The sequence below is a fragment of the Nonomuraea maheshkhaliensis genome, assembly GCF_039529435.1.
Lineage (GTDB): Bacteria > Actinomycetota > Actinomycetes > Streptosporangiales > Streptosporangiaceae > Nonomuraea > Nonomuraea maheshkhaliensis.
On sequence record NZ_BAAAMU010000013.1, the window covers coordinates 26,311 to 51,820 of the forward strand.

Genomic DNA, 25,510 nt, shown 5'->3' on the forward strand with positions numbered 1-25,510 from the left:
GACGCCCGCTTCAGTCTGTCCCCACCTTGCGCACGCGGGTGGTGGCGGTGTCGAGGCGGGCCCCGTCGGCGCCGGTCGGCGTGAGTTCGGGTACGGGGACGCCGTGCTGGTCGACGAGGGTGGAGTGGCTCTCCCCCGGCGCGAAGGCGTGGCGTTCCCCCCACTGCCGCAGGGTGAGGATCACCGGGAACAGGTCGCGGCCGGCGTCGGTGAGCGCGTATTCCTGCCGCCGGCCCGACGGCGCGGTGCGCTGGGCGAGGAGCCCGGCCGCGGTGAGCCGGCGCAGGCGGTCGGTCAGGATGTTGCGGGCGATGCCGGTACGCCGCTGGAACTCGGTGAACGTGCGCGCCCCGTCCATCGCGTCGCGCACGACGAGCAGGCTCCACCGGTCGCCGACGAGGTCGAGCGCCCGGGCCACGGGGCACTCGGGGTCGGTCCACTCGCGTTCCATGAGCTCTCTCCCGATCGGTTGCGAATTAAAACCATTATGTCCTACGGTCGAAACAGTTGCAATCTGCTACTGATCGGGGGAAGCGATGGACGGGAGGCGGCGGTGGCTGCTCGCGGTGGTGTGCGGTGTCGCGGTGGCGAGCGTCTACGCGGCGCAGCCGGTGCTGGAGCCGATGGGACGCGAGCTCGGCGTTCCGGCGGAACTGACCGGCTGGATCGTGGCGACCGGCCAGCTCGGCTACCTGGCCGGGCTGGTGCTGCTGGTGCCGCTCGGGGACTTGCTCGACAGACGGCGGCTCATCGCCGCGCACCTGGTGCTCACCTCGGCGGGCCTGATCATGACAGCGTCGGCGCCGGTCGCGTGGGTGGCGTTCGCGGGGCTCGCGGCGGCCGGGGTGTTCGCGGTCGTGGTGCAGATCACGGTGGCCTACGCCGCCTCGATCTCCCCGCCGGCCGAACGCGGGCGCAACATCGGGGTCGTGACCTCGGGCGTCGTGGCCGGCATCCTGGGCGCGCGGGTCGTCACCGGTGCGCTCGCCGACCTCTGGGGCTGGCGGAGCGTGTACGCCGTGCTCGCGGTGCCGGCGCTCGGCCTGGCCGTCGTCGTCCTGGCCGCCCTGCCGAAGGAGGAGCGCCTCGGCCGGATCGCTCTGCCGAAGGAGGAGTGCCCCGGCCGGACCGCCTTGCCGAGGGAGGAGCGTCCCGGCCGGACCGCCGGATACCGCCAGGCCGTCGCCGGACTCGGCGCGCTGTTCACGCGGCGGCTCTTCCTGACGCGCGGGCTCATCGCCTTCTTCCTCTTCGCGTCCTTCGGCACCCTGTGGAGTGGTCTGTCCCTGCCGCTGGCGGGCCCTCCATGGCAGCTGAGCGAGAGCCGGATCGGGCTGCTCGGCCTCGCCGGGCTGGCCGGCGCGCTGGGCGCGGCCCGCGCGGGACGGTGGGCGGACGCGGGCCGGGCGGGCCCGGTCACCGGGCTCGCGCTCACCCTGCTCGTCCTGTCGTGGGCGGCCACCGCGCAACTCCCGGCGGCACTGTGGGCGCTCGTCGCCGGGATCGTGCTGCTCGACCTCGCGGTCCAGGCCGTGCACGTGAGCAACCAGCACCTGCTCACCGCCGCGCATCCGGACCGCACCAGCACCGTCGTCGGCGGCTACATGGTCTTCTACTCCCTCGGCTCCGCCCTGGGCGCGGCGACGACCACTGCCGTCTTCGCCGCTCACGGCTGGGCGGGCTCCAGCCTCCTCGGCGCCGGGTACGCGGCCTGCGCGCTGACCGTCTGGATCGCCGGCCGGGCGCTACCGGATCTGTCTGCAGTGCTGCGGTCTTCAGGCCGGGGGTGAAGCGGACTGTCCCGCGTAGTGGGGCGGGAACAGCCGTTCGCTGCCGGGCGGAGCGGCGTCGCTGTGGTCAGGCCGGGCGGTTTTGCTGCTCGATGTACTGGCGCACGCTCGACAACAGCGGAGGGCCCCTGCGCTTCCCGCGAAGTACGAGCCGGACCACGGTCTGCTGGTTCGGTAGTAGTGGGTGGCCAGGTCGCGGAATTCTTGGCGCATCCGCCGGGACGTCACCCCTTTCAGTGAGTTGACCAGCTTGGGCAGGGCGACCTTGGGCGGGGCGTTGACCAGCAGGTGGACGTGGTTGTCTGCGCCGTTGAACTCGGTCAGTTCGGTTTCGAAGTCCGCGCACACGTTTTGCCTGATCTCTTCCATGCGGGTCAGGTGGGTGCCGGTGAACACCTGGTGCCGGAGTTTGGTCACGAAAACCAAGTGGGCGTGCAGCAGGAAACACAGTTTCTGCCGGCTCTTATCCCGCTGTTTTCGGCCATAACATGTTAGATCGGTAGGATTTGGTCATGGGCGGGCGGGAGTTGGTCAAACGGCAGCGCGGGCATAAAGCCCGTCTGGAGCTGACCTGCGAGCAGTCCGCGATCCTGGAGAAGGAGCCGGCCCGTCAGCGCGCGGCCCGGCCCAGCAGGACTCGCCCCTCGGGACGCGAACAGCGCACCTACGACCAGATCGCCCGGCACGCCAGCCGGCCGCGATGATGATCAGCGTCAGCACGGGCGCCAGAGCGATCTTCGCCACCGAGGCGCCTGCGGTGTAGAGAGCCCCCCTTCTTAGCGGTACGCGCCCGGCGGCCGGCCCGTCCACCGGCGGAAGGCGCGGCGGAAGGCGCTCGCCTCGGAGAAGCCCAGCCGCCTGGCCAGCTCCTCGACCGTCTCGTCACCACGCCGCAGGCTGGCGATGGCCGCGTCGCGCAGCAGGTCCTCCTTTATCTGCCCGATCGAGGTGTGCTCGGCCCGCAGCAGCCGGCGCAGGTGCTGGGTGCTCATGGCGAGCTGGGCGGCGATGTCACCGGGGGCCGGCCAGTGGCCGCGCAGCCCGCGTTCGAGGATCTTGCGGACGCGGTCGGCGGTGGACGAGCCGTAGTCCCGCGTGGCGAACCAGACGTTGGGCTGGTCGGCGAGGTAGTCGGCGAGCTGCTGTTCGTCGCGGATCAGCGGGGCACTGAGCAGGGCGTGGTCGAAGGCGAGGGTGAGCCGGTCGGCGTCGAACACCGGATGCCGGCCGAAGACGCCTTCGTAGTCGGCGGCGTAGGCGGGGGCGGGCCAGGGCAGGGTCAGCTCGCGCAGCGCGATGCGCCGTCCGGTGACCCAGCCGAGCATGCGGTGGATCACCGTGGCCAGCAGCTCGGCGGCCAGGTGGTCGGGGTCGTCGAGGCGGCGCGGGTCGATCTCGACGACGACCAGCGGCGGACGCTCCGCCACCCGCAGCCGGGGCGCGCCGAGCACCTCGCCGGCCTCCGCCAGCCGGCGCAGCGCAGCGCCGAGGTCCGGTGCGTGGATGAGCGAGCGCATCATGAGCCGGAACGAGCCGAGCGGGAGCGGCGGCCCGATCCCGAAGAGCTCGTCGCCGGTCAGGATCCACAGCTCCTGGGTCAGCTCGGACAGCTGGGTGTGGCTCACGCAACCGCCGCCGAGCCGGCCCAGCGCGTCGGCCGGGATGCCGCTGCGGCGCAGCAGCGAGGCCACGTCGAGCCCCCGCCGCTCGCCGGCGCGCACCAGCCGCCGCACCACGTCGCCCGGCTGCGTCGACCCGCCCACCGGGGCAGCCTACCGGCCCCCGCCTGGTACGGGATGCGCGCGGCGGTCATGAGATCCGCTCGGCACGGTACTCGGAACCCCTCGAACGAAACCCTACGTTTCCCACCATGCCTAGATATGTCTGGTTCGCCCTTGGCCTGCTCCTGCAGTTGTTCGCCGTCGGCGGCCGGTGGGACCTGCCGCTGGCCGCGTGGCTCTTCCTGGTCTTCCTGCTCAGGTTCCTCCGCACGGGACGCCCCCTGACGGGGCTGATCCTGGCCTGGCTGGTGGGCGTGGCGGGCGCCCTGTTCTGGACGGTGCAGCTGGCCGTCCCGCTGACCCCGCTGACGTTCGCCGGCGTGTTCGCCCTGGGATCGGCCACGCTGGTGCCGTTCGCCGTGGACCGGCTGCTGCACGAGCGGGTCGGGCCGCTCGTCCGGCTGCTCGCCTTCCCGGCCGCGCTGACCGCGGTGGAGTTCCTGCTGGGCAGTTTCAACCCGTTCGGGACCGCGTACGGGCTGCTGGCCGTCACCCAGCACGAGAACCTGGCGCTGCTCCAGCTGCTCTCGGTGGCGGGGCCGTACGCGGTCGCGTTCCTCATGGGCGTGGTCGCGACCGCCGCCAACCACCTGTGGGAGAACGGCGGGTTCCGGCCGGCGCTCGCGGTCGCCGGGTTGCTGGCGGCGGTGCTCGTGGGCGGGCAGGCCAGGCTCGCGTTCGCGCCCGCGCCCAGCGCGCCGACCGTGCGCGTCGCGGGCATCAATCCGTCCGGGGCCTCGCTAGAGGCGGCCGGACGGCTGCTCGGCACCGCGCCCACCGACCTCGCGGGCGTCTCGCGCGCCGGCGTGAGCACGGTGCGGGCGGCCTCCGAGGTGATCAGCGGGCAGCTGTTCGACGACACCAGGAAGGCGGCGCAGGCGGGCGCGAAGATCGTGTTCTGGTCGGAGAACGCCGCCAAGGTGCGCGCCGAGGACGAACCGGCCTTCCTCGCCCAGGTCACCGCGCTCGCCCGGCAGTTGGGCATCTACCTCTCCGTCGCGGCCAACGTCTATCTGCCGGACGCGCCCTACGGCCGCGACCAGACCGTGCTCGTCGGGCCGGACGGGAAGGTGCTGTGGACGTACCAGAAGCGCCATCCCATCCCCGGGCTGGAGAGCTACGAGCCGGGCACGGGTCCCGCGCCCGTGGTCGAGACGCCGTACGGACGCCTGTCGAACGTGATCTGCTACGACGCGGACTTCCCCGCGATGATGCACTTCGCGGCGGACATCATGCTCGTGCCCGGCGGCGACTGGCCGCAGATGGGGCGCATCCACACCAAGATGGCGAGCCTGCGGGCGATCGAGAACGGCTACGCGCTGGTCCGGCAGGACTTCAACGGCTCCTCGCAGGCCTTCGACTTCCAGGGGCGGGTGCTGTCGCAGCAGGACACCACTCCCGGCGACAACCTGCCGTGGCTTGTGGACGTTCCGGCGCGCGGGACGTCCACGCCTTACCGGGTCGTCGGAGACGTGTTCGCCTGGGCGTGCGTGGCGCTGACGCTCGGCGCGATCGTGCTGGGCGCGGCGCGGCCCGTACGGCGGGGCGTCAATCGCCCTTCTTGAGCTGGCTCCGCACGAGCAGCCCCAGCCGCCTGCCGAGCCGGTGCCCGGCCGTGATCATCCGCTCCTGCGACTTCGTGATCACGACTCTAACGGGGTCCCGGCGGGCCCGCCAGGCCGCGCCTCCGGGGGCGCGGCGTCCGCGAGGGCCTGGATCAGCGCGACGGTGGCGGGCGGGTCGGGAGGATCGCCGTACGTGACGGCGTAGAGCCGGCGGGTGAACCCGGCCAGCTCGGTGGTGTGGATGTCGGGCCGGCGGTGGGCACGCAGCGCGAGACCCGGCAGGGTGGTGACGCCCTTGCCCGCGGCGACGAGAGCCTGCACGACCACCATGTCGTCGCTGAGCGATCCGATGCGCGGCGTGAAGCCCTCCTGCCGGCACAGGGTGACCAGCTCCTCCTGGCAGCGTTCGCAGCCGCCGATCCACGCCGAGAGGCGATGGTTGGCGATGCTGTCATCAGGTTGCCGGCTGACCAGGTAGATCGGGTCGTAGCCGATGTGGACGAGCCGGAACCCCTCCTCCTCCCCCGGGGCGTCGGCGTGGCGGAAGACGAGCGCCACGTCGATCTCGCCGGCCCGTAACAGCTGCAGCGCCTCGACCTGGTGACGCTCGATCAGGATCAGCTCCAGCCCCGGGTGCGCCTCGGCCAGGGCGACGGCCGCCGCCGGCACGATCGTGCTCAGCGGCGAGGCGTTGGCGGCCAGGCGCACCCGGCCCGCCCGCAGCCCGGCCTGCGCCGCCAGCTCGATGGCCGCCGCGTCGACCCGCCCGACGATCTCGGAGGCCCGGTTGGCCAGCAGCCGCCCTTCCGGGGTCAGCCGGATGCCGCGTCCGGCCCGCTGGACGAGCTTGACGCCGGTGGCCGCTTCGAGGCGGGACAGGTGATGGCTCACCGACGGCTGCGAGTAGTGCAGCTCCTTCGCGGCCTCGGTCACCGACCCGTGCCGTGCCACCGCCGCCAGAACCTTGAGATGCACCAGGTTCAGCATCGATCAAAGATATCAATGGGTCCGTCGAAGACTTGGCATTAGACGTCATCTCATCGCCCGGCCATGCTCTCTGGTGAGGACGCCGTACGAAGGGGAAACGTGTTGAGCAAGCTCAGGTGCCACATCTCGATCTCGCTGGACGGATACGTCGCCGGCCCCGACCAGAGCGAGGAGAACCCGCTCGGCGAGGGCGGCGAACGGCTGCACGACTGGGTCGTTCCGCTGGCGGCCTTCCGCGACGCCCACGGCGAGCAGGGCGGCGAGGTGACGGCCAGCACGCGGGTCTTCGAGGAGACGATCGCGAACCTCGGCGCCGGGATCATGGGCCGGAACATGTTCGGCCCCATCGGCGGCGGCCCGTGGGGCGACGGGGCGTGGAAGGGCTGGTGGGGTGACGAACCGCCGTACCACTACCCCGTGTTCGTGATCACGCACCACTCGCGCGAGCCGGTGGAGATGCGCGGCGGGACCACGTACCACTTCGTCACCGACGGCCTCGAATCCGCCCTCGACCAGGCCAAGAAGGCCGCGGACGGCAAGGACGTCATGCTGTGGGGCGGCGGGGACGTCGCCCGCCAGTACCTTGCGGCGGGGCTGCTGGACGAGCTCGAACTGCACGTCGTCCCGGTCCTGCTCGGCGGCGGCTCCCGCCTGCTGGACGGCCTCGCGGGTGCGGACGTGCGGCTGGAGCAGATCAGGGCCGTCGAGGGGGCCGGCGTCACCCACCTGAAGTACCGGGTCCTGCGAGGCGCGTCATCGTGAAGAGCCTCGCGCGGGAGAGCGGTCTGATGCGGGCCTTCATCGACGACGTGGACCTTGTGGTGAGCACTGCCGGCGACGAGCACGAGATCACCGCCCGGGTCGCCGAACGGCTGTCCGCGCTGCTGGCCGCCGGCTACCGGCTCCCGCCCGAGCTGACGCGCGCGTCCACGGAGCGCCACCTGACGTACCCGCTGCACATCGCCGCCGACGGAAGCTGGCCGCTGGCGTCGGTCGTCTGGGACGTGGGCCAGCGGACCGGCGTGCACTCGCACGAGACCTGGGGCGTGGCCGGCGTCTACGCGGGGGCCGAGCACGAGGTCCGCTACCTCAAGCCGACCGGGTCCGCCCCCGCCGGGCCGCTGACGCCGGCCGGCGAGACGGTGTGGGTGCCGGGCCAGGTCACCGTCTGCTGCACCACCGACGACGATGTCCACGCCGTCGAGGCCGTCGGCGCCGTCCCCACGATCGGGATCCACGTCTACGGTGGCGACATCGCCGCGATCAGACGGCGGGCGTACGATCCCGCCACCGGCGAGGTCACCTGGTTCGTCTCCGGCTGGGACGGCGTGCCCGGCGACTGACGCGCCCCGCCGGGCGGGGCGGGCAGTGAACAACCCGGCTCAGCCGGTCGCTGAGGGACGGCTGCACCCCTGCCAGAGGGCGACTCCCGCGCAGCTGAGGCCGAGCAGGAACGGATGGACGGCGCCGCGTTCGATGAGGCCGACGAGGATGTTGGCCCCGGAGATGAGGTCGGCGAAGTAGGCCACCATCGAGACCAGGCCGATCGCGCCGACCGTGACCAGCGTCCGCCCGAGTTTCAGGGAGAGCCCGACGCGTCGGTGCATGCTCCCGAGCGCGATGGCCAGGACGTTGCCGCCGACGAAGCCTGCCAGGGCGCCCAGGGCATGGAAGTCGCCGGTGCCGTCGTTCATCGCCTCGCCGGATCCGGGAAACATTCCCAGCAGGACGCCGCCGGCGGCCAGCAGCGTCGCGGGCGCAAGCGCTGCCCAGCGGTGCCGGCCGGGCAGACCGCGCAGCACGGCCACACCGGCCAGAATCGTGATCCCGAACAGGAAGAAGCCGGTGTTCATCACCCATGCCAGCGGTGAGTACATTTGCTGCCCGAACAGTGTCGAGGGCCCGTGGACTCCGAGATTGCTGATGAAGTGGTAGGTGTAGCTGTAGGGCGGGTCCGTCCATGCCGCGGCGGCGATGAACTCGGCGAGCAAGAAGATCATCGGCCCCGTGATGAGCAGGGCTGCCGCGGTTCGGTGCGGCCAAGGCCGGCGCGCGTCGGGGACGAGCGCTTCAGGCTTCGCGTCGTTCGCGGGTTCGTTTCGTTCGAGGCTCGAGAACGCGTCGATGTTACCGGCCATGGTAATGGTCCTTTCCGGTGATGGCGCTGGGCGCCGGGGCGGGTTCGTGCCGAGTCGGCGCAGCGTGGGGATCCCGGCCACCCGATAACTTCACTCGCACACTTACTATACCGAGACTACTTTTACCGTCAATGTAGTTGGAGTCCGGCGCCGGTAGGATCTGGTCATGGTTGACGGAACGGCCGTGGGACGGCGGGAACGCAAGAAGGCCGCAACGCGGGCGGCGATCTTGGACGCGGCAACGACGCTCTTTCTCGAGCGCGGCTTCGACGGGGTCAGCGTTCGCGAGATCGCCGACAAGGCGGACGTCTCACCCAAGACGGTCTTCACGCATTTCCCGCAGAAGGAGGCGCTCGTCTTCAGCGACGAGGACGAACGGCATGAGCGCCTCGTGGCCGCGGTCAGCGGCCGTGCGCCGGGGACGACGATCTCCGACGCGCTGAAGGCGCACTACCTCTCCGAGATCGCCGCGATGAGGTCCGGGCCCCAACGCCAGATCCTCACCCTCATGGAAGAGACACCGGCCCTGATCGATTACGCGGAGAAGATGTGGTTCCGCCATGAGGGCGCCCTCGTTGCCGCGATCGCCAAAGAGCTCGGGCACACCGAGCCGACCGACGAGATCCGCTTCTACGTCCGTTTCGCCCTGCAGATCCAGCTCAGCGCCACCCACGAGGCACGTCCGGAATCAACCATCGATGCAGGGTTCCGGCTTCTCGACGAAGGCTGGGCGCGCTACCACGAGGCCAGAGACCAGAGCGCATCCGGGTGAAGACTCGCGAGCGGCCACTACCGGTCATGCAGCTCGTGGCGACACCTCCCGCGCAGGAATCGCCGGGACCGTTCCACCAGCACCCCGGCTTTGCCCGCGTCATACGAGCGCGACGATCCCGTCACCGTAACAGCGGCGTCGACGGTGTCGGACAGGGAGAGGCGGGGACGCACCTCATGCCTCCGCTTTGCCGAGCGGGGTCAGCGCCGCCTGGACGACGTTGAGCCGGCCCAGCACCAGATGGACCCACTCATCTTCGGGCCGGCCGTCCGCGTGCGGAGCGACCGTCGCAGACAACAGGCGGCTCTGACACCCGCCCTGCGCGCTACTCGGGCTGTGGTGGGGGCAGGCGTTCGAGCTTGGTCCAGCCTGTCCAGCCGCGCTGTCTCAGCAGCTCGGTCAGCCGGCGTGCGGGCGGGACGGTGTCGAAGGCCAGCGCGTCCATCAAGGGGGTGAGCGGCGGCTCCATGCCGGTGTCGTCCACATAGTCTTCGCCCTGCTCGTCGGCCATCCGCGTGATGTAGGCGGCCAGCTCGTCGGCGAGCTCGACCAGCCGCGGGTCGTCGTCGGCCCCGCTCGGGGAATCGGCCCGGCTCGGGGACCCTGCCGGGCTGTCGGCCCGGCCCGGAGGCTCGGCCTGGTCGCGGGCCGGGTCGAGAGCCTGGTCCGGGAGCTCCGGCCGGTCGAGGGCCCGGCTCAGGGTGAGGTAGAAGGCGACGAGGCGCGGGTCGGCGAGTTGCTCGTGCTTGCGCGCCATCCACTCCCCGACCCGCTCGGGCGACCGCGCGGCCAGCGGGATCCAGCCGTCCCGCTCGGCCCGGACGATCCGCTCGTCCACCCCGAGCTCCCTGAGCCGGTCGAGATAGGCGACCACCTCGGGCGGCAGCGCCAGGCCGTCCCCGGAGGAGAGCCGGGCGATCTGTTCACGGTGCCGCTGCCGTTCCCTGATCTCGTCTCGCAGCCGCCGGTCGATGTCCGCGACGGCCGCGGCGAACTCCTCCTCGCCGGCCCGCAGCAGCTCACGTACGCGGGCCAGGGGCACTCCCGCCTCGGCCAGCGTCCTGATCCTGATCAGCTCGACCACCGCGCCGGCGTCGTACCTGCGGTAGCCGGAGTGGTCCCGGTCCGGCTCCGGCAGCAGCCCCTTGGCGTGATAGTGCCGCACCGCGCGCACCGTCACTCCGGCGTACGACGCCAGCTCGCCGATGGTCAGCATGGCATCATCCTCCTGGCTGCTCCGGCGCGTACCCGAGGAGGCGAGCGATCTCCTCGGCATGGGTGAAGACCAGCCGGTGGTCCGCTTCGAGCCAGGTCGTGGTGGTGTCCGGCCGCTCGCGGACGAGCCGTTCGACGCCGGCCCGCCAGTTACGGTTGAACCGGCGCGCGTGTTCGCCCGCGTCGTCGCCGGCCATGGACGTCGACATGATCATGCTGATGGGACGGTCGATCTTCCGGTACCGGTCGAGGATGCCGGACCTGATCACGTCGATCTCGACGTTCAGGCCGGCGAGCTGCTCCGCGGTGAGCAGCACCTGGCGCTCGGTGCCCCGCTCGGCCTCCTGCAGCGCCGCCTGCTCCGCCCACATCGTGCGGAACTCCGGCAGGACGGCCTCGGTGACGAACGGCTCCGGCACGGGGTTAGCCCCGTCGATGAGCACCAGCCCGGCGACGGCGTCAGGATGCTCGGACGCGTAGTGCACGGCCAGGTCGGCGCCCAGCGAGTAGCCGACCAGCACGGGCTCCGCCGCCGGTTCGCGGCGCCCCGGCAGGTCGCGGCCTCCTGTCTCGGCCGTCACGTCGGCCTTCACCGCGGCCATCACCGCGGTGAGATCGCCGAGGAAGTCGTCGAACGAGTACCGGTCCGCCGCCGAGGCGAGGCCGTGGCCGCGCAGGTCGAAGGTCACCACGTCGTGGTCGCGCCGCAGCAGCCCGGCCAGCTCGCGCAGGCTCGCCTGGGTCGAGCTCAGCCCCGGGCACAGCACCAGCGGCCGCCCCCGGCCGCCGCGCGACACCGGGATGGTGACGCCGTCGTGCTCGATCGTGAACCGCCGCATCCTCCCGTCGCTTCCCCGATTTCCCTCGTCGTACGCCCGCGCGATCTCGGTCGCGCTGTTCCGCTCGGTCATGGACCCATGCTGAGAGGTTGACCCTACGTCAGGGTCAAGCCCACGGCCTCATCGGAGGTGCTGACGGTCCAGCCAAGCGGAGACGGCGGCGGCGATCGGCTCGGGCTGGTCCTCGCCGGCGTGGTGACCGGCCGGACCGAGGTGTTCGACCTGGAGGCCGGCGATGTTGTCCTTGCACCACGCGGCGAGTTCCGGGGTCACCAGCAGCGTGGGTGAGGAGTCGAAGGTCAGCAGCAGCTTGGGGACGTCCTGGCTGACGGCCAGCCAGGTGCCGTACGCGTCGATCCTGGCGGCCACGTCGGCGGGGTCGCCGTCGACCGGGATCGAGCGAGCCCAGTTCATCAGCGGACGGCGGCTCTCCCGGGTCGGGTACGGCGCCCGGTAAGGGGTGAGTTCTTCCTCGCTGAGCGGGTTCAGCACGCCACCGGTGTAAGCGGTGTCGATGAGGAAGGTCGAGTCGAGCATCAGGGACTCGCCCTCAGCACCGCGCAACTTCACCGTACGAGCGCGGGCCTGCTCGGACAGCTCGGCCGAGGCGACCGGACGCACGATCGCCTCGAAGAAGGCCACACCGCGCACCCGATCGGGATGCCCGGCCGCCCAGTCGAAGGCGAGCGAGCCGCCCCAGTCGTGGCCGACGAGCACGACCTCCTCCAGGCCGAGCGCGTCGAAGAACGCGTCGAGGTAGCGGGCGTGGTCGGCGAACCGGTAGCCGCAGGCGGGCTTGCCCGAGCGGCCCATGCCGATCAGGTCGGGGGCGATCAGCCGTCCGTCCCCGATCAGCGGCAGCACCTTGCGCCACATGTGCGAGGAGGACGGGTTGCCGTGCAGGAAGACGATGGCAGGACCGTTGCCGCGCTCCTCGTAGTGCATCGTCGAACCGAGAACGTCGATCGTGGGCATGAGAGGCATTCCTTCATTCGTGGAGCTAACGTTCGTCCAACTAACGTTTATCGCACGAACGAACGTACATCGTTAGTCCGACTAACGCAACCAGGTAAGATCAGCGCCATGAGCAGCGGAGCCGACGCGGCGCACATGCCGCCCGACAGCGAGACGAAGACGCCGGAACGGCTGCGCCGGCTGGCCGGTCGCCTGCTGTCAGGCGTGGCCGCGCAGTCGGACCGGCTGACGAACGACGGCCTGGCCCGGATCGACGCCCGCAGGTGGCACTACGCCGTGCTCGCCTCGTTGCAGGAGTTCGGCCCGGGCAGCCAGGCGACGCTGAGCCGGCGTACCGGCATCTACCGCAGCGACATGGTCGGCGTACTCAACGAACTGGCCGAGCGCGGCTTCGTCGAGCGGGCTCTGGACCCCGACGACCGCCGCCGCAACGTCATCACGATCACCGCCGAGGGCCGCCGTCAGCTGCGCCGCCTCGACCGGATCCTGGACGATCTCCAAGACGAGCTGCTCGCTCCCCTGTCGCCCGCCGAACGCGACCAGTTCGTGCGGTTGCTCACCCGCCTGCTGGACCACCACTCCCAGCGGGCGCCCCGCCCTCCGGCCCCGGGGTCCTGACGACGCCGGCCGCCACCTCCATGGCGTGTTCGATCCGATCGTCCGGGAACGGCGTCGTCCTGCTAGTGCCGTACAGGTCCCAGTAGAAGTCGTTCATGAGCGCCGCCACGGGCGCGTACCGGCTGATCGCCCCGGCCAGGCTCGGCGGGGCGCCGGCCGGATCCGCGCCGGCCGCGCACGCGCGCACGAAGTCGTTGCGCTCCGGCGGCGCCGTCACCCCGCAGAAGGCGGTGACGAGCCAGTTGACCAGCCGCATCAGCGCATACCCGGCGTCGTGGGTGCGGTTGCGTCCCAGGAAGTCGATCTCCTGCTCGGACAGGTCGAAGCGGGAGGAGGTCGCCAGCCCGAAGTCCGCGAGATACAGGCGTTCGCCGTCGGCGAGCAGGTTGGCGAAGTGGCCGTCGAAGTGCATCAGCCCCTCGTTGTTCATGAAGGTCACGTCGGCGAGCAGGCACGACTCGATCATGGCGCCCGCCGCCGTCGCGGCGTCCCGGCCGGCGGCGACTTGCGCGGCGAGCCAGGTGTCGAGGCGCTGCGGGATGAACTCCTGGAACAGCACGATCGAGGCCGAGGCAGCTGCGAGGGCGTGCAGACGCTCCCGTACGGCCGCTGAACACTCCCAGTAACGCACGGCCGCCTCGACGTCGGCGTGCTCGTCGGCCGGTGGCGGCGCGCCCGGCAGCACCCGCCAGTGATAGAGCAGCGGAAAGGCCGCGCTGCGCCCGGTCAGGACCCACTCGGTCGTCATCTCGCCGGCCGCGAGTTCACGCCAGGCGCCGAAGCCGGCGCTGCCGAAGGCGGTGAGCCCGTACTGGCAGAACGCGGGCATGCCGAACAGGTTCGCGGTGGACCGCTCGTTGCCCGCGCGGCGCTCCAGGTCGGTCAGCGGGATCCGCTTGGCGAAGACGGGCACGCCGCCGACGTCCAGCAGCACCGACGTGCCACCGATCCCCGCGCCCAGGGGCCGCGCCCGCTCCAGCGCCTCGCCGAGCCGCCGGTCACCGTACGAGGCCAACGTGCTCGCGACCTCGTCGTGGCGGCGGACGCGGGCACTTCGGGACATGTCGGGCGGCGTTCTCAACGGGCAGCCATCCTTGGTGATCGGCTTCGCATGCGGAGGGAGACTCTACTGGGCCAGCTCGGCGCGCATCTTCTCCAGAGTCGTGAGCAGGACGTCGTAGAGCTTGCGATCATCCTCCCGGTCCAGCCACTCCGCCACCGAGACGTACATGAGGGTCACTCCGGTCTCGGCCAGCAGCGCCGCCCGCGTGGGCTCGATCCCCCTGGACAGGAACCCGCTCCGCAGCGCCTCGGCCATGACCGCCCGCTTGTGCAGGTCCCGCTCCCGCAGGCCGTCGTCCGATCGGACCAGGTCGCGCCGGGCGCGCAGGGCTTCTTTTCGCCCCTCGAAGCGCTCCTCGATGAGCAGGCGCAGACCCTCCACGATCAGCGTGATCGGCTCGGCGGACGGTGGAAAACTCTCCATCAGCACCGCCACGAACTCGGGCACCCGGGCGTCGTCGCCGAAGAGAACCTCGCGTTTGTCGGCGAAATGCCGGTGAAAGGTGCGGGTGGTCAGGCCCGCCCTGGCGGTGATCTCGGGGACGGTGGTCGCGGCGAAGCCCTGCTCGGCGAAGAGTTCCATGGCCGCCCGCTGAAGACGCTCCCGTGCGTCCGGTGCCCATCTGCTCACCCGATCAAGTGTAGTGATGACACGACACGTCATGACGGCTACAGTGATGACACGTGATGTCATCACTAGGGAGAGTGACGGAATGAGCGAAGTCTGGATCCTGGGCGGCGCTGGGCGTACCGGCCGGGCGATAGCGGCGGAACTCCGCCGGAAGGGCATCGAGCCCACACTGGTCGGGCGAGACGCCGCCCGGCTGGCCGAGGCGGCCGGCGCGGGACGCACGGTCGTGGCCGGCGACGTCGAGGCGATGGCGGCGGAGATCCGGCGGCAGCGTCCGCCCGTGGTGGTCAACACGGTCGGCCCGTTCACCCGGACCGCCGAGCCCCTGGTGCACGCCTGTCTGCCGGCCGGTCACTATCTCGACCTGGCCAACGACCTGGCCTCGTTCGCGACCACGCTCGGGCTGGGCGATCAGGCCGCGGCCGCCGGCCGTACGGTCGTCACCGGCGCAGGCTTCGGCGTCGCCGCCACCGAGAGCGTGGTCGTCAAGTTGTGCGAAGGGCGCGGAACCCCCGACCGGGTACGGACCGACATGATCCCCTCGATCGCCCTCGAAGGCGGCGTCACGGGCGAGGCGCTGGCCGGCTCCCTCGTCGAGGGCCTGCCCGGTGTGGAGGGAGGCGGCCGCTACCAGGGGCGCCGTTACCGGGGCGGACGCCTGGCGCCGGCCCGCCTCGGCACCGACGCGGTCGAGCTGACGCTGCCCGACGGCTCGACGGTCGTCGCGGCGGGCATGCCGCTCGGCGAGCTGATGGCGGCCCAGCGCGCGAGCGGCGCCCCGGACGTCGTCTCGGCGTCGAGCGAGGCTCCGTCCTCACCGGTCGCCCGCGCGATCCTCCCGGCCGCGACCGCCCTGCTCGCGATCGGTCCGGTACGCGAGTTCGCCCGGCGGCGGCTGGCCGCGCTCACCACCAAGCCCGGGGAGCAGCCGCGGGAGCACTCCTGGGGCCACGCGGTCGTGCACTGGCCGGACGGGGTCACCCGCGAGGGCTGGCTGCGCGCCGGCGAGGCGATGTCCTTCACCGCGGCGGTGGCCGCCGAGGTGGCCCGCCGCCTGCTGGCCGGCGAGGGCAGGCCGGGCGCGCACACCCCGGCCGCCCTGTTCGGTCCGTCGCTCGCCGAGGCGTGCGGCGCCGACTACCTCATCCCCGACTCCCCCGCCGGCACGCGCCTCTGACCAGGGAGCACTTTTCGCCCCGGCTCTGGCCTAGATCACCGAGAGCCGGTACGTGCCGCCGCACAAGCGGTGACGGCCCCGACCGCGCAGACGATCGCGAACCCGAAAAGCACGTACCGGAAGGAAGCGGCTGACCAGCATCGTCGCGATCACCATCGCGACGAGGTAGATCGTCATGTTCCACGCGTAGAAGCCGGCTCCGCCGAGGTCGGCCACCGCGGTCGGCAGCAGGCTGGCGGCCAGGTAGATGCTGACCGCGCCGACCGGCACCCCGACGGCCGGCACGATCGCCGCGCCGGCGTGCTCCCGGTTCAGCAGTTCCCGCCGCGAGACGGCGGTGGAGGTCGAGGCGTCCTTCACTCCGGACTGGTCGTCATCACAGACATCCATGACTTCAAGCCTGTCGTTGAACGAGTTCCGGAGACTTTCGCCTCTCACCGCACCACCCCGCCTGGGGCACAGGAGCCAAAAAGCCGCAACCCGCGGTGCAATGCCCCTCCTGGGCCCGCCTCGCGGCATCTACCCCTTGCCGTCTTCTCAGACGAGCTCGCCTCAAGTGGTGCCGAGCAGTTCGGTGGAGACCGTCCAGAGGCGTTTGGCGGTGGCGGGGTCGAGGGCCCATTCCTTCACCCCGTGCGGGTGCTGCGCCAAGTCGGCGTCGTTCGGCACCGTGTAGGCCTCCTGCCCGTCGTCGAGATAGTGGCCGCCGGAGTGGGCGAACTCCGGGGCGACGGCCGCGACGATGCTGGTGGCGGCTCCCTGCTCGACCGTTTTGTAGGTGAAGATCCCGGCGGCCTCGGCCGCGTCGAGTGACGCCTTCTGCTGTGCGGTGAAGTTGCGCTGCAGTCCGGTCGCGACCCCGCCGGGGTTCACCGTGTTGGCGACGATGCCGTCGGACGCCCACCGGCGGGTCGCCTCGACGGCGAACAGGGAGTTCGCCGTCTTCGACTGGGCGTAGGCGAGCTGCGGGTCGTAGCGGCGGCGTTCGAAGTGGAGGTCGCCGAAGTCGACGCCGGAACGCATGTGCGCGGTCGAACTGACCGACACGATCCGGGCCCGGCCACGGTCGATCGCTCCCCGGGCGAGGGCGTCGTGCAGGCCGACGGCCAGGGCGAAGTGGCCGAGATGGTTCGTCGCGAACTGCAGCTCCCACCCCTCCCGCGTGCGTTCGAGGCCGCCGGTGACCACGCCCGCGTTGTTGATCAGCAGGTGCAGCGGGCCGTGCCAGGCGGCGGCGAAGCGCGCGACATCGGCCCGGTCGGCGAGGTCGAGCCGGGCGACCCGGGCCGGCCCCGCGATCGTCCCGGCGACGGCTTCGCCAACGGTCGTGTTCCGGACGGCGAGCATCACTTCCGCTCCGGCGCTGGCCAGCGCGCGGGCCGTCTCGGCCCCGATCCCGGAGGAGGCTCCGGTCACGATCGCGCGGACGCCGCTCAGGTCGGCGCCGCGCAGCACGTCGGCCGCGGTGCTGGTGGAGGTGAAGGGCGTGGTGATGAGTGATCGATGGGTGCTCACCGGCGCAACTATACAGACCAGACAATATTTGTTTAGTAAGTCTACTGCTCGTATGCTCGTCCCATGAGCAGCCCCGAAGTCGATCACCCGTCGCCGGCACCCGCCGACACCGGCCGCCGGGCCACGGTCCTGGACTCCGCCATGCTCACGTTCGCCCGCTTCGGTTACCGGAAGACCTCGATGGAGGAGGTGGCCCGGGCGGCGCGCATCTCCAGGCCCGGCCTCTACTTCCTCTTCTCCTCCAAGGAGACCCTGTTCCGCGCCGCGGTCGGCCAGGCCCTGGACCGCGACCTCGCGGCGGTCGAAGACGTCCTGGCCGACCCCGGCAGACCCCTTCGGGACCGTCTCGTCGAGGCGTTCGACCACTGGGCGGGCCGCTACGTCGGCCCGCTGACGAGCGACGTCGCGGTGGTCATCGACGACAATCCCGACCTGCTCGGAGAGGTCATCGAGACCCCGCGGCGACGCTTCGAGGAACTGATCACCGACGCGATCGCCACCGAGTCGGACCGGGAGGCGGCTCTCGCCCAGACGATGATCAGCACCTCCATCGGCCTCAAGCACCAGGTCACCTCACGGGAGGCCTACCTGGAACGACTCAAGGTGGCCATCGATCTCCTGCTCCGCTGAAGCCACGCTTCCGCCTCTATCGCCGGATCCGCGGGCGGTAGTACAGCAGGACGTTGCCGGACTGGAACGGACGCACCCGGACCAGCTCCAGCGGCACCGTCCCGGCCTCGGCGAACAGCCTGCTGCCACCGCCCAGGATGATCGGGTTGACCATCAGGCGTACCTCGTCGACGAGGTTCGCGCGCAGCAGGGCGCCGGTGAGCGTGGAGCTGCCCAGTACCGCGATGTCCTTGCCCGGGGCGCGTTTGACCTGCGCGAGCTCGTCCACCGAGGTCAGCGCGATGGAAGAGCCCGCCCACGAGACCGTGCCGAGCGTGTCGGAGACGACGAGCTTGGCCAGGCCGTTCATCCGGTCGGCGATGCGCCGGTCGAAGTTCGCGCCGAGATCTCCCGTCCAGTACGCGGCCATTTCGGTGTACGTGGTGCGGCCGAGCACGAGCGTGTCGACCTCGTCGAGCTGCTCGACCGAATAGTCGTTGAACTCCGGCCCGAAGGTCTGCCAGCCGAGCCCGCCGTCGGGATCGGCGTGGTACCCGTCGGCGCTGACCGCCATGAAGGAGAACATCTTTCGCATATCGCGACTCCGCTCGGGAGAAGAGGTGGAGACCTGCCGCGATTCACCCTGTCGGCAGAGCGGACCGAAGGGAAGGCCCGCCGGTCAGGTGGTCGGGCTCTTGCTTGCTTGACGCGCTCAGGCTCCCTCCCCTGTGCATGCCGTACCGCGAAGGGGGCGGCCGCGACGCCGAGCAGGCTGGTCGCGGTGGCCAGCCAGAACAGGGTGGTGAAGGCCGCGTCGGTGTAGCCGCCGCTCAGTACGGCGGGCGGCCAGGCCGCTGCCCACGACGCCGCCGACCGTGCGGGCGATGTTGTCGAGCCCGTCGGCCACGCCGGTCCTGGCGAGCGGGACCCAGGTCACCGAGCAGGACGGCACGCCCGCGCCGACGATCCCGGAGATCAGCCAGAACGCGAACGTCAGCCGCTCGCGCGGCATCGTCTCGCGCTACGGCGAGCAGCACCCGGCGCTTGCCGTACAGGTCGCCCATCCGGCCGAGCAGCGGGGTCAGCACGGCACTGGACAGCAAGAACCCGCCGATGATCCACGAGGCCCCGCCGGGCGTGGTGTCGAGTTCGCGCTGAAGCAGGCCGACCGCGGGGACGACCATCGTCCGCATGAGCGCGTAGCCGAAGACCGAGGTGACAAGGGCGAACAATGTCGCGTTGGCACTCTTCACCGCCCCACCTTTAGTTCGTTACACGTATAGTTGGCAATGCGAAGTACACTTGTTCGCAATACCAACTACCGTCAACCAGGATCGGCTCAGCCACCCGAGTGAGTGACGGGCACTAGGGTGATCATGATGATCGACACACGGCTGACCACCCACGGCGCTGTCTCCACGGCCCTGGCCCGCCACGACGACCGCGCGCTGGCCGAGCTGCTGGAGCGCGAGGCCGTGCCGCTCGGCACCGGCATCGGCGGGGCGTCCGCGCGGCTCGACGTCGGCGGCACCCCGGTGTTCGTCAAGCGTGTCCCCGTCACCGAGCCCGAGCTGCGCCACCCGCACTCGACGGCCAACTTGTTCGGTCTGCCGCCCTTCTGCCAGTACGGCATCGGCTCGCCCGGCTTCGGCGCCTGGCGCGAGCTGGCCGCGCACACGATGACCACCGAATGGGTGCTGACCGGCCGCTTTCCCGGCTTTCCGCTGCTGTACCACTGGCGGGTGCTGCCCAGCGCGGAGCCCGCCCCGCTCTACGGCGACCTGGCCGACGTGGATCGGGCGGTCACGTTCTGGGAGGGCGCGCCCGGCGTACGCCGCCGCCTCGAAGCGCTGGCCGAGGCGCCGGCGAGCCTGACGCTCTTCCTTGAGCACTTCCCCACCGACCTGAACCGGTGGCTGGACGAGCGGATACGCGCGGGCGACGCCGACCGCGCCTGCGCCCTGGCGGACCGGCGGCTGCGCGAGGTCGTGTCCTTCATGAACGCGAACGGCCTGCTGCACTTCGACGCGCACTTCGGAAACGTGCTCACCGACGGGCACCGCCTCTACCTGACCGACTTCGGGCAGGCCGTGTCGGCCCGGTTCGACCTGTCGGCGGAGGAATCGGCCTTCTACCAGCGGCATCTCACCTACGACCGCACCTTCACGCTGGCGTACCTGGTGAACTGGCTGGCCGGAACCCTCCACGGCGCCGACTGGCCGAAACGCCGCGAACTCGTACGGGAGTGGGCGGCGGGAACGCGGCCGGCCGGCGTGCCCGACGGGGTCGCGGCCCTGCTGTCGCGGCACAGCCCGCTGGTCACCGTACTGAACGACTACTACCACGCTCGCCAGAGTGAGAGCAGGACGACGCCGTACCCGCTGGAGCGGATCCGCGAGGTCGCCGGACGGCACGCCTTGCCGCTCGAATGAACCGTCAGCGGTGCGCAGCTGCTAGGACGCGCCGCAGCGCCGCTCGGCCGGCCGGCCCCCACGTGGCCTTGCCGCCCGGGCGGCCGTGCACGCCGGCGTCGCCGATGTGCAGGCCGGCCAGGCCGCGGATCACGACCCATCCGCGGGCGCGGCGCAGGGTCGCGGCGTCCAGGGCATGCCCGTAGGCGGCGAAGCAGCGATCGGCGGCGCCGTCCGGCAGCAGCGTCCAGGCCGCGGGCAGGGGGGAGGCCGGGTCGGCCGCGAAGAGGTCGCCGAAGTCGATCACGCCGCACAGGGCGCCGTCCGCGGTGACGACGTTGGCCGCGTGCAGGTCGCCGTGCAGCCAGAGCGGCGGGCCCGCCCAGCCGGGCGCGGCGGCGGCGTCGTCCCAGACCGCGCGTACGTCGTCCGCGTCCCGGCCGGAGATCAGCTCCCGTTCGACGGCGTCGGCGAGCTGCTTGGCCACCCACTCCGAAGAGCCGGCCATGGGCCCGCCGCGACCCCGGCCGGCGGTGTCCACCTCGTCGGGGGCGGGCCGGTGCAGCGCGGTCAGAAAGGCGCCCAGGGCGCCGGCCGACCCGTTGCCACGCCTGACGGGGGCACGGTCGGCGGGCTCCCCCGGCACCCAGGTGGTGACGATCCACCGCCGCGGAAACAGGTCGGACGGCTCACCGAGTCGCTGCGGAACGGGAACCGGCAGCGGCAGGCGCGGAGCGAGAACGGGCAGCCAGGTGTGCTCCTTGAGCAGCAGCTCATCAGCGCCCTCCGTCGCCCAGGGCAACCTGACGGCCAGGTCGTCGCCCAAGCGCCACAACTGGTTGTCCCAGCCACGCGCGCCCAGCCGCAGGGGACGATCGGCCAGGTCGGGGTGCTGATCACGCAGCAGTTCCCGGACGAAGTCCGCGCTGATGTCGATCTCGGTGTGCGTCATGCGGAGCAACCATAGCCGCCCACCGCCCCCGATCCGCCGCTTACCGGACATGAGGCTCTGCGACATGATCGTCCGCAGATCCTGTGCCGAGTGTGGAGCTGATCAACCATGACAAGCGTCTATGACAGTGAACGGCTGGCGGCGAGTTACGCCTTCGACCGTCCTGCGGTGCATCGGCAGATCCTCACGTCGGTTCGCGCCAAAGGTCCCTTTCGGCGGGCCTTGGACATCGGATGCGGCGCCGGCGTCTCCACCGCCGCGCTCGTGCCATCGGCCGAGCAGGTCATCGGCCTGGAGCCGGTCCAGGCGATGCTCGCGCACCGGCGATCCGTCGCGCCATCCGCCCGATTCGCCGTCGGCACGGCGGAGGCGCTGCCGTTCGCCACGGCGTCGTTCGACCTGGTCGCCGCCGCCGGCTCGCTCAACTACGCCGATCTTCCGCCGGCCCTCGCCGAGGTGGCCCGCGTCCTGACCCCGGACGGGATCTTCCTCCTGTACGACTACGCGAAAGGCCGGCACTCCCTGACTGGGGACGCGCTGGCGGCGTGGTTCACGTCGTTCGAGCAGCGGTTTCCGTCACCGTCCGGCTGGTGGCCGCTGGCCGTGCCGGAGTTGCCGCTTTCCGGGACGGGCCTGCGCCTGCTCGACTGCGTCGACGTCGAGGTTGCGGTGCCGATGACGTTCGACGCCTATCTCCGCTACGTGCTGGGCGAGGTCGGCGTGGCCAGTGCCATCGCACGTGGGGAGGACAGCGCCGAGCAGGCGCGCGAGTGGTGTCGGCGCACGCTCGCCGAGGTGTTCCTGACCGAGGAGATGACCGTGCTCTTCCGGGGCTACCTGGCCACGCTGGCTCCGATCGGTCGCGCCGGCTGACGCAAGGGGCTAATGGGGATCAAATGGATGATCGTGACTCAGAACCTTTACCGCCGCCCTGGCGTCAAAGCAGGCATGATGAAGACGATGATCGGGGCCTCGCTCCTCGCCGGCTCGCTGCTGGTCTCCGGAGCCGGTACGGCGGTCGCCCAGGCGAAGCCGACGCTGGGGCCGTACGGTTACGGGGCCGTCAAACTCGGAATGACCGTCAAGCAGGCCAGGGCCACCGGGGACGTGGTCCAGAAGGCGCCGGGCGGCGGGGGCTGCTCCGGCTGGGACCTGAAGAAATACGCGACGCCGAAGAACTCGGTGGGCCTCTACATCTCGCCGCGCGTGGGCGTGGCCGCCATCTACGCCGCGAAGGGGATGAAGACCCCGCAGGGCATCAAGATCGGCTCCACGACCAAGCAGTTGAAGGCCGCGTACCCGCGCATCAAGAAGGACTTCCACGGCTTCTACGTGATCACGGTCCCCGGCAACAAGAAGGCGTACTACAACTTCACCGTCACGCGCGGCAAGGTCAGCGAGTACGGCATGGCGCTGCACGCGCAGGACTGCTTCAACTAGGGCGGCAGACGAAGTACGAGTGAAAGGGGCAGTGGGGGCCGCTGAGCCACTGGTCAAAAGGTTTGGTCGTCCACTGACGTGACCCTCCGCGTGGGTTTGGTTGCGGTTTGGCGAACAAGACCGTTCGGCACGGTTGATCGTCGCTACGGTTTCCGGGGCCTGGACGCCGGGATCGAGGTGAGGGACGGCCTTGGGATGACGTGGATCGAGCGGACGGCCTATCCGCAGTTCAAGCGGCTGCCGTCGGCGGCTTCGTCGCCCACCTCAAGGACGCCCACCTGAGCGCGGCCGCGAGTGGCTGCTGGACGCCGGAGCGGGCCAGGCCATCGGCCGGGTGCAGGAGGCGATGCCGGCCTCGAGCCTGCCGCTCGACCGGATCAAGGCGACGACCATGATGCTCGGAGCGCTGGACCCGTTCCGGTACGACCTGCCGGCCGCGGCTGCTGGACCTGCTCGCCGGGTCCTCGGCCAAGCCGGAGCGGCTGGACATCATCCGGGCCACGGTGAAGCTGGTGATCGAGCGGCGCCAGCTGCACCCCAACGTCGAGTTCGCGCTGGGGGCGCTTTGCTTCGCCCATGACCTCGCCAACGGCACAGGCGAGGCGGTCTTCGTGATCGCCCGCAGCGCCGGGTGGATCGCGCACGCGCTGGAAGAGTACGAGCGGGGCCCGGCCTGACCCTCTGTTAGGCGGGATGATGCCACCGGTAGCGGCGTTCCGGGCGGCCGGTGCCACCGTAGCGCAGGGAGACCTCGGCCGCGCCGATGGTGGTGAGGTGTTCGAGATACCGGCGGGCGCTGACCCGGGAGATGCCCACCTGGGTGGCGCATTCGGTGGCCGACAGCGTGCCGCCGGTCTCGGTGAGGACGCGTTTGACCAGTTCGGCGGTCTCGACGCTCATGCCTTTGGGCAGCGCGGCGGGCGCGGGTGAGCCGCCCGCGGCCAGGAGCCGGTCCACGTCGGCCTGGCTGGTGATGACCGTGGTGCCGAGGGCGGCGCGCTGGGTGGCGTAGCGTTCCAGCCGGACCCGCAGGTCGTCGAAGTCGAACGGTTTGAGCAGGTAGTTGCTGACGCCCCGGCGGGCGGCGCCGCGCACCGCGTCCAGTTCACGCGCGGCGCTGATCACGATGACGTCGCAGTCGTGGCCGGCGGCGCGCATCCGGGTGATGACCTCCAGCCCGAACAGGTCGGGCAGGTAGAGGTCGAGCAGCACCAGGTCGGGGCGCAGCGCGGCGATGCGGTCCAGGGCCTGCTCGCCGGTGCTGGCGGTGCCGATCACGCGGAAGCCGTCGACCTGATTGACGAAGCCGCTGTTGACCTTGGCGACCATGAAGTCGTCGTCCACGACCAGTACGTCGATCATCGGGGGATCTCCATCGTCTCGTGCTCGGAGGAGTCGGCGGCGTACCGTCCGATGGACAGGTGGGCGGTGAACATGGCGCCGTCGGGGGTGTTGGTGACGGTGACCTCGCCGCCGCGGCGGTGGCAGACGAGCTGAGTGAGCGCCAGGCCGATGCCGCGTTCGCCGCCTTGGGCGGCTTTGGTGGTGAAGCCGCGGGTGAACACCTCGCGGGCGAGCTCGGGGGCGACGCCGGGGCCGGAGTCGCGGACGACGATCTCGACGCTGGAGGTGTCCTGGCGCAGCTCGACCTCGACCCAGGCACCGTCAGCCGCCCCGCCGGCGGCGTCGATGGCGTTGTCCACGAGGTTGCCGGTGACGGTGGCCACGTCCGCGGCGTCCAGGGGGTCGAGCCGGTCCAGCGCGGCGCGCTCGGACAGGCGCAGCTCGACGCGGCGTTCGGCGGCGAGCGAGGATTTGGCCATCAGCAGCGCCGCCACCGAGGTGTCGCCGATGCGGCTGCTCAGGTTCAGGTCGAGGGATTCGCGGTGCTTGCGGATGGCCCGGATGTAGCGGACGACCTCGTCGTGCTCCTTGACCTGGATCAGCCCGGAGATGACGTGGAGTTGGTTGGCGAACTCGTGGGCCTGGGCGCGCAGCAGCTCGGTGGAGCTGCGGAAGGAGCCGAGTTCGCGTTCGAGCTGGGCCAGCTCGGTGCGGTCACGCAAGGTGGTCACCGAGCCGAGGCGGCGCCCGTCCGCGCGGATGGTCATCCGGTTCATCACCAGCACGCGTCCGCGGTGGATGGCGATCTCGTCCCGGGCCTCGCCGGTACCGGTCAGCACGTCGTACAGGCGCTCGTGGATGCCGAGCGCGGGCAGGCTCATGCCGACGCAGTGCTCGGGCAGGCCCAGCAGGGCGCGGCCCATATCGTTGACCATGGTGAGCCGGCGCTGCTGGTCCAGCGCGATGACGCCTTCAGCGATGCCGTGCAGCATGGCCTCGCGGTGTTCGGCCAGGCCGGCGATCTCGCGGGGTTCCATGCCGAGGGTCTGGCGTTTGATCCGCCGGGCCAGCAGCCAGGATCCGAGCCCGCCGAGCAGGCTGGCGACGCTGAGGTAGGTCAGCAGGTAGGAGGAGGCGCCGACCAGCCGTTGCCAGACGGTGGGGGCGGCCACCCCGATCGAGACCGTCCCGAGGTGGTGTCCGTCGTTGCCCGGGGCGTCGTCCAGGACCGGCACCTGGGCGGCGACCTCCGGGGTTCCGTCGAGGACGAGGTGGCCGGACCATCCTCGCGCGCGGGCCACGCCCGCGTCGCCCAGCGGCAGCGCCGTATCCAGCAGGGTGGTGTTGGTCGAGCTGATGATGGTGCCGCGCACGTCGGCCACGGTCACCGAGGTGACACCGGACTGGTTCAGCGTCGAGTGCAGCAGCGGGGCGAGCACCTCCCGCGGCGCCGGCTGGTCGATCTGGGCGCGCAGCAGCGGGTTCCACGCCAGCTGCTCGGCCAGCGCGGTCACCCGCCGCCCCTCGACCCGGTCGAACGTCGCCGCGGACTGCGCCAGCGAGATCGCGCCGACGGCGAGCAGGACCACCACGACGATGGCCAGTTGCAGGATGAGCATCTCGCCGGCCAGGGTCGCGCGGCGGCGTCTGATGAACACAATGAACACAATCTCCGCTGGTCACACAAGG

30 protein-coding genes and 1 pseudogene are annotated in these 25,510 nt (G+C 71.1%); 13 read left to right on the plus strand and 18 right to left on the minus strand.

What is annotated here, in order from left to right; all coding sequences use genetic code 11:
- Positions 1 to 10: 10 nt before the first annotated feature.
- On the minus strand, positions 11 to 451 hold the full coding sequence (locus ABFX54_RS11345) for a winged helix-turn-helix transcriptional regulator (protein WP_346103919.1): 441 nt from the start codon (positions 449 to 451) through the stop codon (positions 11 to 13).
- A gap of 85 nt (positions 452 to 536) precedes the next feature.
- Here ABFX54_RS11345 and ABFX54_RS11350 point away from each other — a divergent pair, with 85 nt between their 5' ends.
- On the plus strand, positions 537 to 1,790 hold the full coding sequence (locus ABFX54_RS11350; RefSeq protein ID WP_346103921.1) for an MFS transporter: 1,254 nt from the start codon (positions 537 to 539) through the stop codon (positions 1,788 to 1,790).
- A 67-nt stretch (positions 1,791 to 1,857) separates the two neighbouring features.
- Here the strand turns inward: ABFX54_RS11350 and tnpA are convergent.
- A pseudogene (gene tnpA / locus ABFX54_RS11355) lies at positions 1,858 to 2,275 on the minus strand (IS200/IS605 family transposase).
- Between the two features lie 27 nt (positions 2,276 to 2,302).
- Between tnpA and ABFX54_RS11360 the strand changes: the two are divergent.
- Positions 2,303 to 2,494, plus strand: a complete 192-nt coding sequence (locus ABFX54_RS11360) for a hypothetical protein (RefSeq protein WP_346103923.1) — start codon at positions 2,303 to 2,305, stop codon at positions 2,492 to 2,494.
- A 72-nt stretch (positions 2,495 to 2,566) separates the two neighbouring features.
- Here the strand turns inward: ABFX54_RS11360 and ABFX54_RS11365 are convergent, their stop codons facing one another.
- The gene (locus ABFX54_RS11365) at positions 2,567 to 3,553 is read right to left on the minus strand and encodes an AraC family transcriptional regulator (protein WP_346103925.1); all 987 of its coding nucleotides are present in this window, start codon (positions 3,551 to 3,553) and stop codon (positions 2,567 to 2,569) included.
- Positions 3,554 to 3,660: 107 nt separating this feature from the next.
- Here ABFX54_RS11365 and ABFX54_RS11370 point away from each other — a divergent pair, with 107 nt between their 5' ends.
- Positions 3,661 to 5,136, plus strand: coding sequence for a nitrilase-related carbon-nitrogen hydrolase (locus ABFX54_RS11370; protein ID WP_346103927.1), 1,476 nt, complete (start codon positions 3,661 to 3,663; stop codon positions 5,134 to 5,136).
- Between the two features lie 78 nt (positions 5,137 to 5,214).
- Here ABFX54_RS11370 and ABFX54_RS11375 read toward each other — a convergent pair whose 3' ends face one another.
- Entirely contained in the window at positions 5,215 to 6,123 is a 909-nt protein-coding gene (locus tag ABFX54_RS11375) for a LysR family transcriptional regulator (protein WP_346103929.1), read from the minus strand.
- Between the two features lie 102 nt (positions 6,124 to 6,225).
- On the opposite strand from ABFX54_RS11375, the gene ABFX54_RS11380 reads away from it, so the two are divergent.
- Together ABFX54_RS11380 and ABFX54_RS11385 are read left to right on the plus strand one after the other, a co-directional pair.
- A complete protein-coding gene (locus ABFX54_RS11380) occupies positions 6,226 to 6,885 on the plus strand; it encodes a dihydrofolate reductase family protein (protein WP_346103930.1) in 660 nt (219 codons plus the stop codon).
- A complete protein-coding gene (locus tag ABFX54_RS11385) occupies positions 6,882 to 7,466 on the plus strand; it encodes a cysteine dioxygenase family protein (protein ID WP_346103932.1) in 585 nt (194 codons plus the stop codon). The genes ABFX54_RS11380 and ABFX54_RS11385 overlap by 4 nt, the downstream gene beginning before the upstream one ends.
- Positions 7,467 to 7,505: 39 nt before the next feature.
- Here ABFX54_RS11385 and ABFX54_RS11390 read toward each other — a convergent pair whose 3' ends face one another.
- Positions 7,506 to 8,261 (minus strand): DUF998 domain-containing protein, encoded by a 756-nt coding sequence (locus tag ABFX54_RS11390; RefSeq protein WP_346103934.1) that lies wholly within the window; start codon positions 8,259 to 8,261, stop codon positions 7,506 to 7,508.
- 166 nt (positions 8,262 to 8,427) lie between these two features.
- Here ABFX54_RS11390 and ABFX54_RS11395 point away from each other — a divergent pair, with 166 nt between their 5' ends.
- Positions 8,428 to 9,033 carry a TetR/AcrR family transcriptional regulator gene (locus ABFX54_RS11395; protein ID WP_346103935.1) on the plus strand — a complete coding sequence of 202 codons (606 nt, stop codon included), beginning with the start codon at positions 8,428 to 8,430 and terminating at the stop codon, positions 9,031 to 9,033.
- Positions 9,034 to 9,207: 174 nt separating this feature from the next.
- Here the strand turns inward: ABFX54_RS11395 and ABFX54_RS11400 are convergent, their stop codons facing one another.
- From ABFX54_RS11400 to ABFX54_RS11415, 4 genes are read right to left on the minus strand one after another with little or no spacing between them, the layout of a single operon-like run.
- On the minus strand, positions 9,208 to 9,330 hold the full coding sequence (locus ABFX54_RS11400) for a hypothetical protein (protein ID WP_346103937.1): 123 nt from the start codon (positions 9,328 to 9,330) through the stop codon (positions 9,208 to 9,210).
- A gap of 28 nt (positions 9,331 to 9,358) precedes the next feature.
- Positions 9,359 to 10,249, minus strand: a complete 891-nt coding sequence (locus ABFX54_RS11405; RefSeq protein WP_346103939.1) for a MerR family transcriptional regulator — start codon at positions 10,247 to 10,249, stop codon at positions 9,359 to 9,361.
- A 4-nt stretch (positions 10,250 to 10,253) separates the two neighbouring features.
- Positions 10,254 to 11,159 (minus strand): alpha/beta fold hydrolase, encoded by a 906-nt coding sequence (locus tag ABFX54_RS11410; protein ID WP_346103940.1) that lies wholly within the window; start codon positions 11,157 to 11,159, stop codon positions 10,254 to 10,256.
- Positions 11,160 to 11,207: 48 nt separating this feature from the next.
- Entirely contained in the window at positions 11,208 to 12,062 is an 855-nt protein-coding gene (locus tag ABFX54_RS11415) for a haloalkane dehalogenase (protein WP_346103942.1), read from the minus strand.
- A gap of 108 nt (positions 12,063 to 12,170) precedes the next feature.
- Between ABFX54_RS11415 and ABFX54_RS11420 the strand changes: the two genes are divergently transcribed.
- Positions 12,171 to 12,680 carry a MarR family winged helix-turn-helix transcriptional regulator gene (locus tag ABFX54_RS11420; RefSeq protein WP_346103944.1) on the plus strand — a complete coding sequence of 170 codons (510 nt, stop codon included), beginning with the start codon at positions 12,171 to 12,173 and terminating at the stop codon, positions 12,678 to 12,680.
- Here ABFX54_RS11420 and ABFX54_RS11425 read toward each other — a convergent pair.
- Positions 12,619 to 13,743, minus strand: a complete 1,125-nt coding sequence (locus ABFX54_RS11425) for a protein kinase family protein (protein WP_346103945.1) — start codon at positions 13,741 to 13,743, stop codon at positions 12,619 to 12,621. The genes ABFX54_RS11420 and ABFX54_RS11425 overlap by 62 nt on opposite strands.
- Before the next feature lie 63 nt (positions 13,744 to 13,806).
- Positions 13,807 to 14,373, minus strand: a complete 567-nt coding sequence (locus ABFX54_RS11430) for a TetR/AcrR family transcriptional regulator (protein WP_346103946.1) — start codon at positions 14,371 to 14,373, stop codon at positions 13,807 to 13,809.
- An 82-nt stretch (positions 14,374 to 14,455) separates the two neighbouring features.
- Here ABFX54_RS11430 and ABFX54_RS11435 point away from each other — a divergent pair, with 82 nt between their 5' ends.
- Entirely contained in the window at positions 14,456 to 15,550 is a 1,095-nt protein-coding gene (locus ABFX54_RS11435; protein ID WP_346103948.1) for a saccharopine dehydrogenase NADP-binding domain-containing protein, read from the plus strand.
- 30 nt (positions 15,551 to 15,580) lie between these two features.
- Here ABFX54_RS11435 and ABFX54_RS11440 read toward each other — a convergent pair whose 3' ends face one another.
- Positions 15,581 to 15,940 carry a hypothetical protein gene (locus tag ABFX54_RS11440; RefSeq protein ID WP_346103949.1) on the minus strand — a complete coding sequence of 120 codons (360 nt, stop codon included), beginning with the start codon at positions 15,938 to 15,940 and terminating at the stop codon, positions 15,581 to 15,583.
- A gap of 162 nt (positions 15,941 to 16,102) precedes the next feature.
- A complete protein-coding gene (locus ABFX54_RS11445) occupies positions 16,103 to 17,065 on the minus strand; it encodes an SDR family NAD(P)-dependent oxidoreductase (protein ID WP_346103951.1) in 963 nt (320 codons plus the stop codon).
- 63 nt (positions 17,066 to 17,128) lie between these two features.
- Here ABFX54_RS11445 and ABFX54_RS11450 point away from each other — a divergent pair, with 63 nt between their 5' ends.
- Positions 17,129 to 17,695, plus strand: a complete 567-nt coding sequence (locus ABFX54_RS11450; protein ID WP_346103953.1) for a TetR/AcrR family transcriptional regulator — start codon at positions 17,129 to 17,131, stop codon at positions 17,693 to 17,695.
- A 16-nt stretch (positions 17,696 to 17,711) separates the two neighbouring features.
- On the opposite strand, the gene ABFX54_RS11455 is transcribed toward ABFX54_RS11450, so the two are convergent.
- The gene (locus ABFX54_RS11455) at positions 17,712 to 18,269 is read right to left on the minus strand and encodes a dihydrofolate reductase family protein (protein WP_346103955.1); all 558 of its coding nucleotides are present in this window, start codon (positions 18,267 to 18,269) and stop codon (positions 17,712 to 17,714) included.
- Positions 18,270 to 18,504: 235 nt separating this feature from the next.
- Positions 18,505 to 18,927, minus strand: a complete 423-nt coding sequence (locus ABFX54_RS11460; protein WP_346103957.1) for an MFS transporter — start codon at positions 18,925 to 18,927, stop codon at positions 18,505 to 18,507.
- A 123-nt stretch (positions 18,928 to 19,050) separates the two neighbouring features.
- On the opposite strand from ABFX54_RS11460, the gene ABFX54_RS11465 reads away from it, so the two are divergent.
- On the plus strand, positions 19,051 to 20,106 hold the full coding sequence (locus tag ABFX54_RS11465; RefSeq protein WP_346103959.1) for a protein kinase family protein: 1,056 nt from the start codon (positions 19,051 to 19,053) through the stop codon (positions 20,104 to 20,106).
- Positions 20,107 to 20,110: 4 nt separating this feature from the next.
- Here the strand turns inward: ABFX54_RS11465 and ABFX54_RS11470 are convergent, their stop codons facing one another.
- The gene (locus ABFX54_RS11470; protein ID WP_346103961.1) at positions 20,111 to 21,037 is read right to left on the minus strand and encodes a phosphotransferase; all 927 of its coding nucleotides are present in this window, start codon (positions 21,035 to 21,037) and stop codon (positions 20,111 to 20,113) included.
- A gap of 108 nt (positions 21,038 to 21,145) precedes the next feature.
- Between ABFX54_RS11470 and ABFX54_RS11475 the strand changes: the two genes are divergently transcribed.
- The 3 genes from ABFX54_RS11475 to ABFX54_RS11485 all read left to right on the plus strand — a co-directional run bounded on the left by ABFX54_RS11475 (position 21,146) and on the right by ABFX54_RS11485 (position 23,154).
- Positions 21,146 to 21,910 (plus strand): class I SAM-dependent methyltransferase, encoded by a 765-nt coding sequence (locus ABFX54_RS11475; RefSeq protein WP_346103963.1) that lies wholly within the window; start codon positions 21,146 to 21,148, stop codon positions 21,908 to 21,910.
- Between the two features lie 33 nt (positions 21,911 to 21,943).
- A complete protein-coding gene (locus ABFX54_RS11480) occupies positions 21,944 to 22,477 on the plus strand; it encodes a hypothetical protein (protein ID WP_346103965.1) in 534 nt (177 codons plus the stop codon).
- 449 nt (positions 22,478 to 22,926) lie between these two features.
- The gene (locus ABFX54_RS11485; RefSeq protein WP_346104133.1) at positions 22,927 to 23,154 is read left to right on the plus strand and encodes a citrate/2-methylcitrate synthase; all 228 of its coding nucleotides are present in this window, start codon (positions 22,927 to 22,929) and stop codon (positions 23,152 to 23,154) included.
- A gap of 7 nt (positions 23,155 to 23,161) precedes the next feature.
- Here the strand turns inward: ABFX54_RS11485 and ABFX54_RS11490 are convergent, their stop codons facing one another.
- Both ABFX54_RS11490 and ABFX54_RS11495 read right to left on the minus strand, forming a co-directional pair.
- Positions 23,162 to 23,839 carry a response regulator gene (locus tag ABFX54_RS11490; protein ID WP_346103967.1) on the minus strand — a complete coding sequence of 226 codons (678 nt, stop codon included), beginning with the start codon at positions 23,837 to 23,839 and terminating at the stop codon, positions 23,162 to 23,164.
- Positions 23,836 to 25,479, minus strand: a complete 1,644-nt coding sequence (locus ABFX54_RS11495; RefSeq protein ID WP_346103969.1) for a sensor histidine kinase — start codon at positions 25,477 to 25,479, stop codon at positions 23,836 to 23,838. The genes ABFX54_RS11490 and ABFX54_RS11495 overlap by 4 nt, the downstream gene beginning before the upstream one ends.
- Between the last annotated feature and the right edge of the window lie 31 nt (positions 25,480 to 25,510).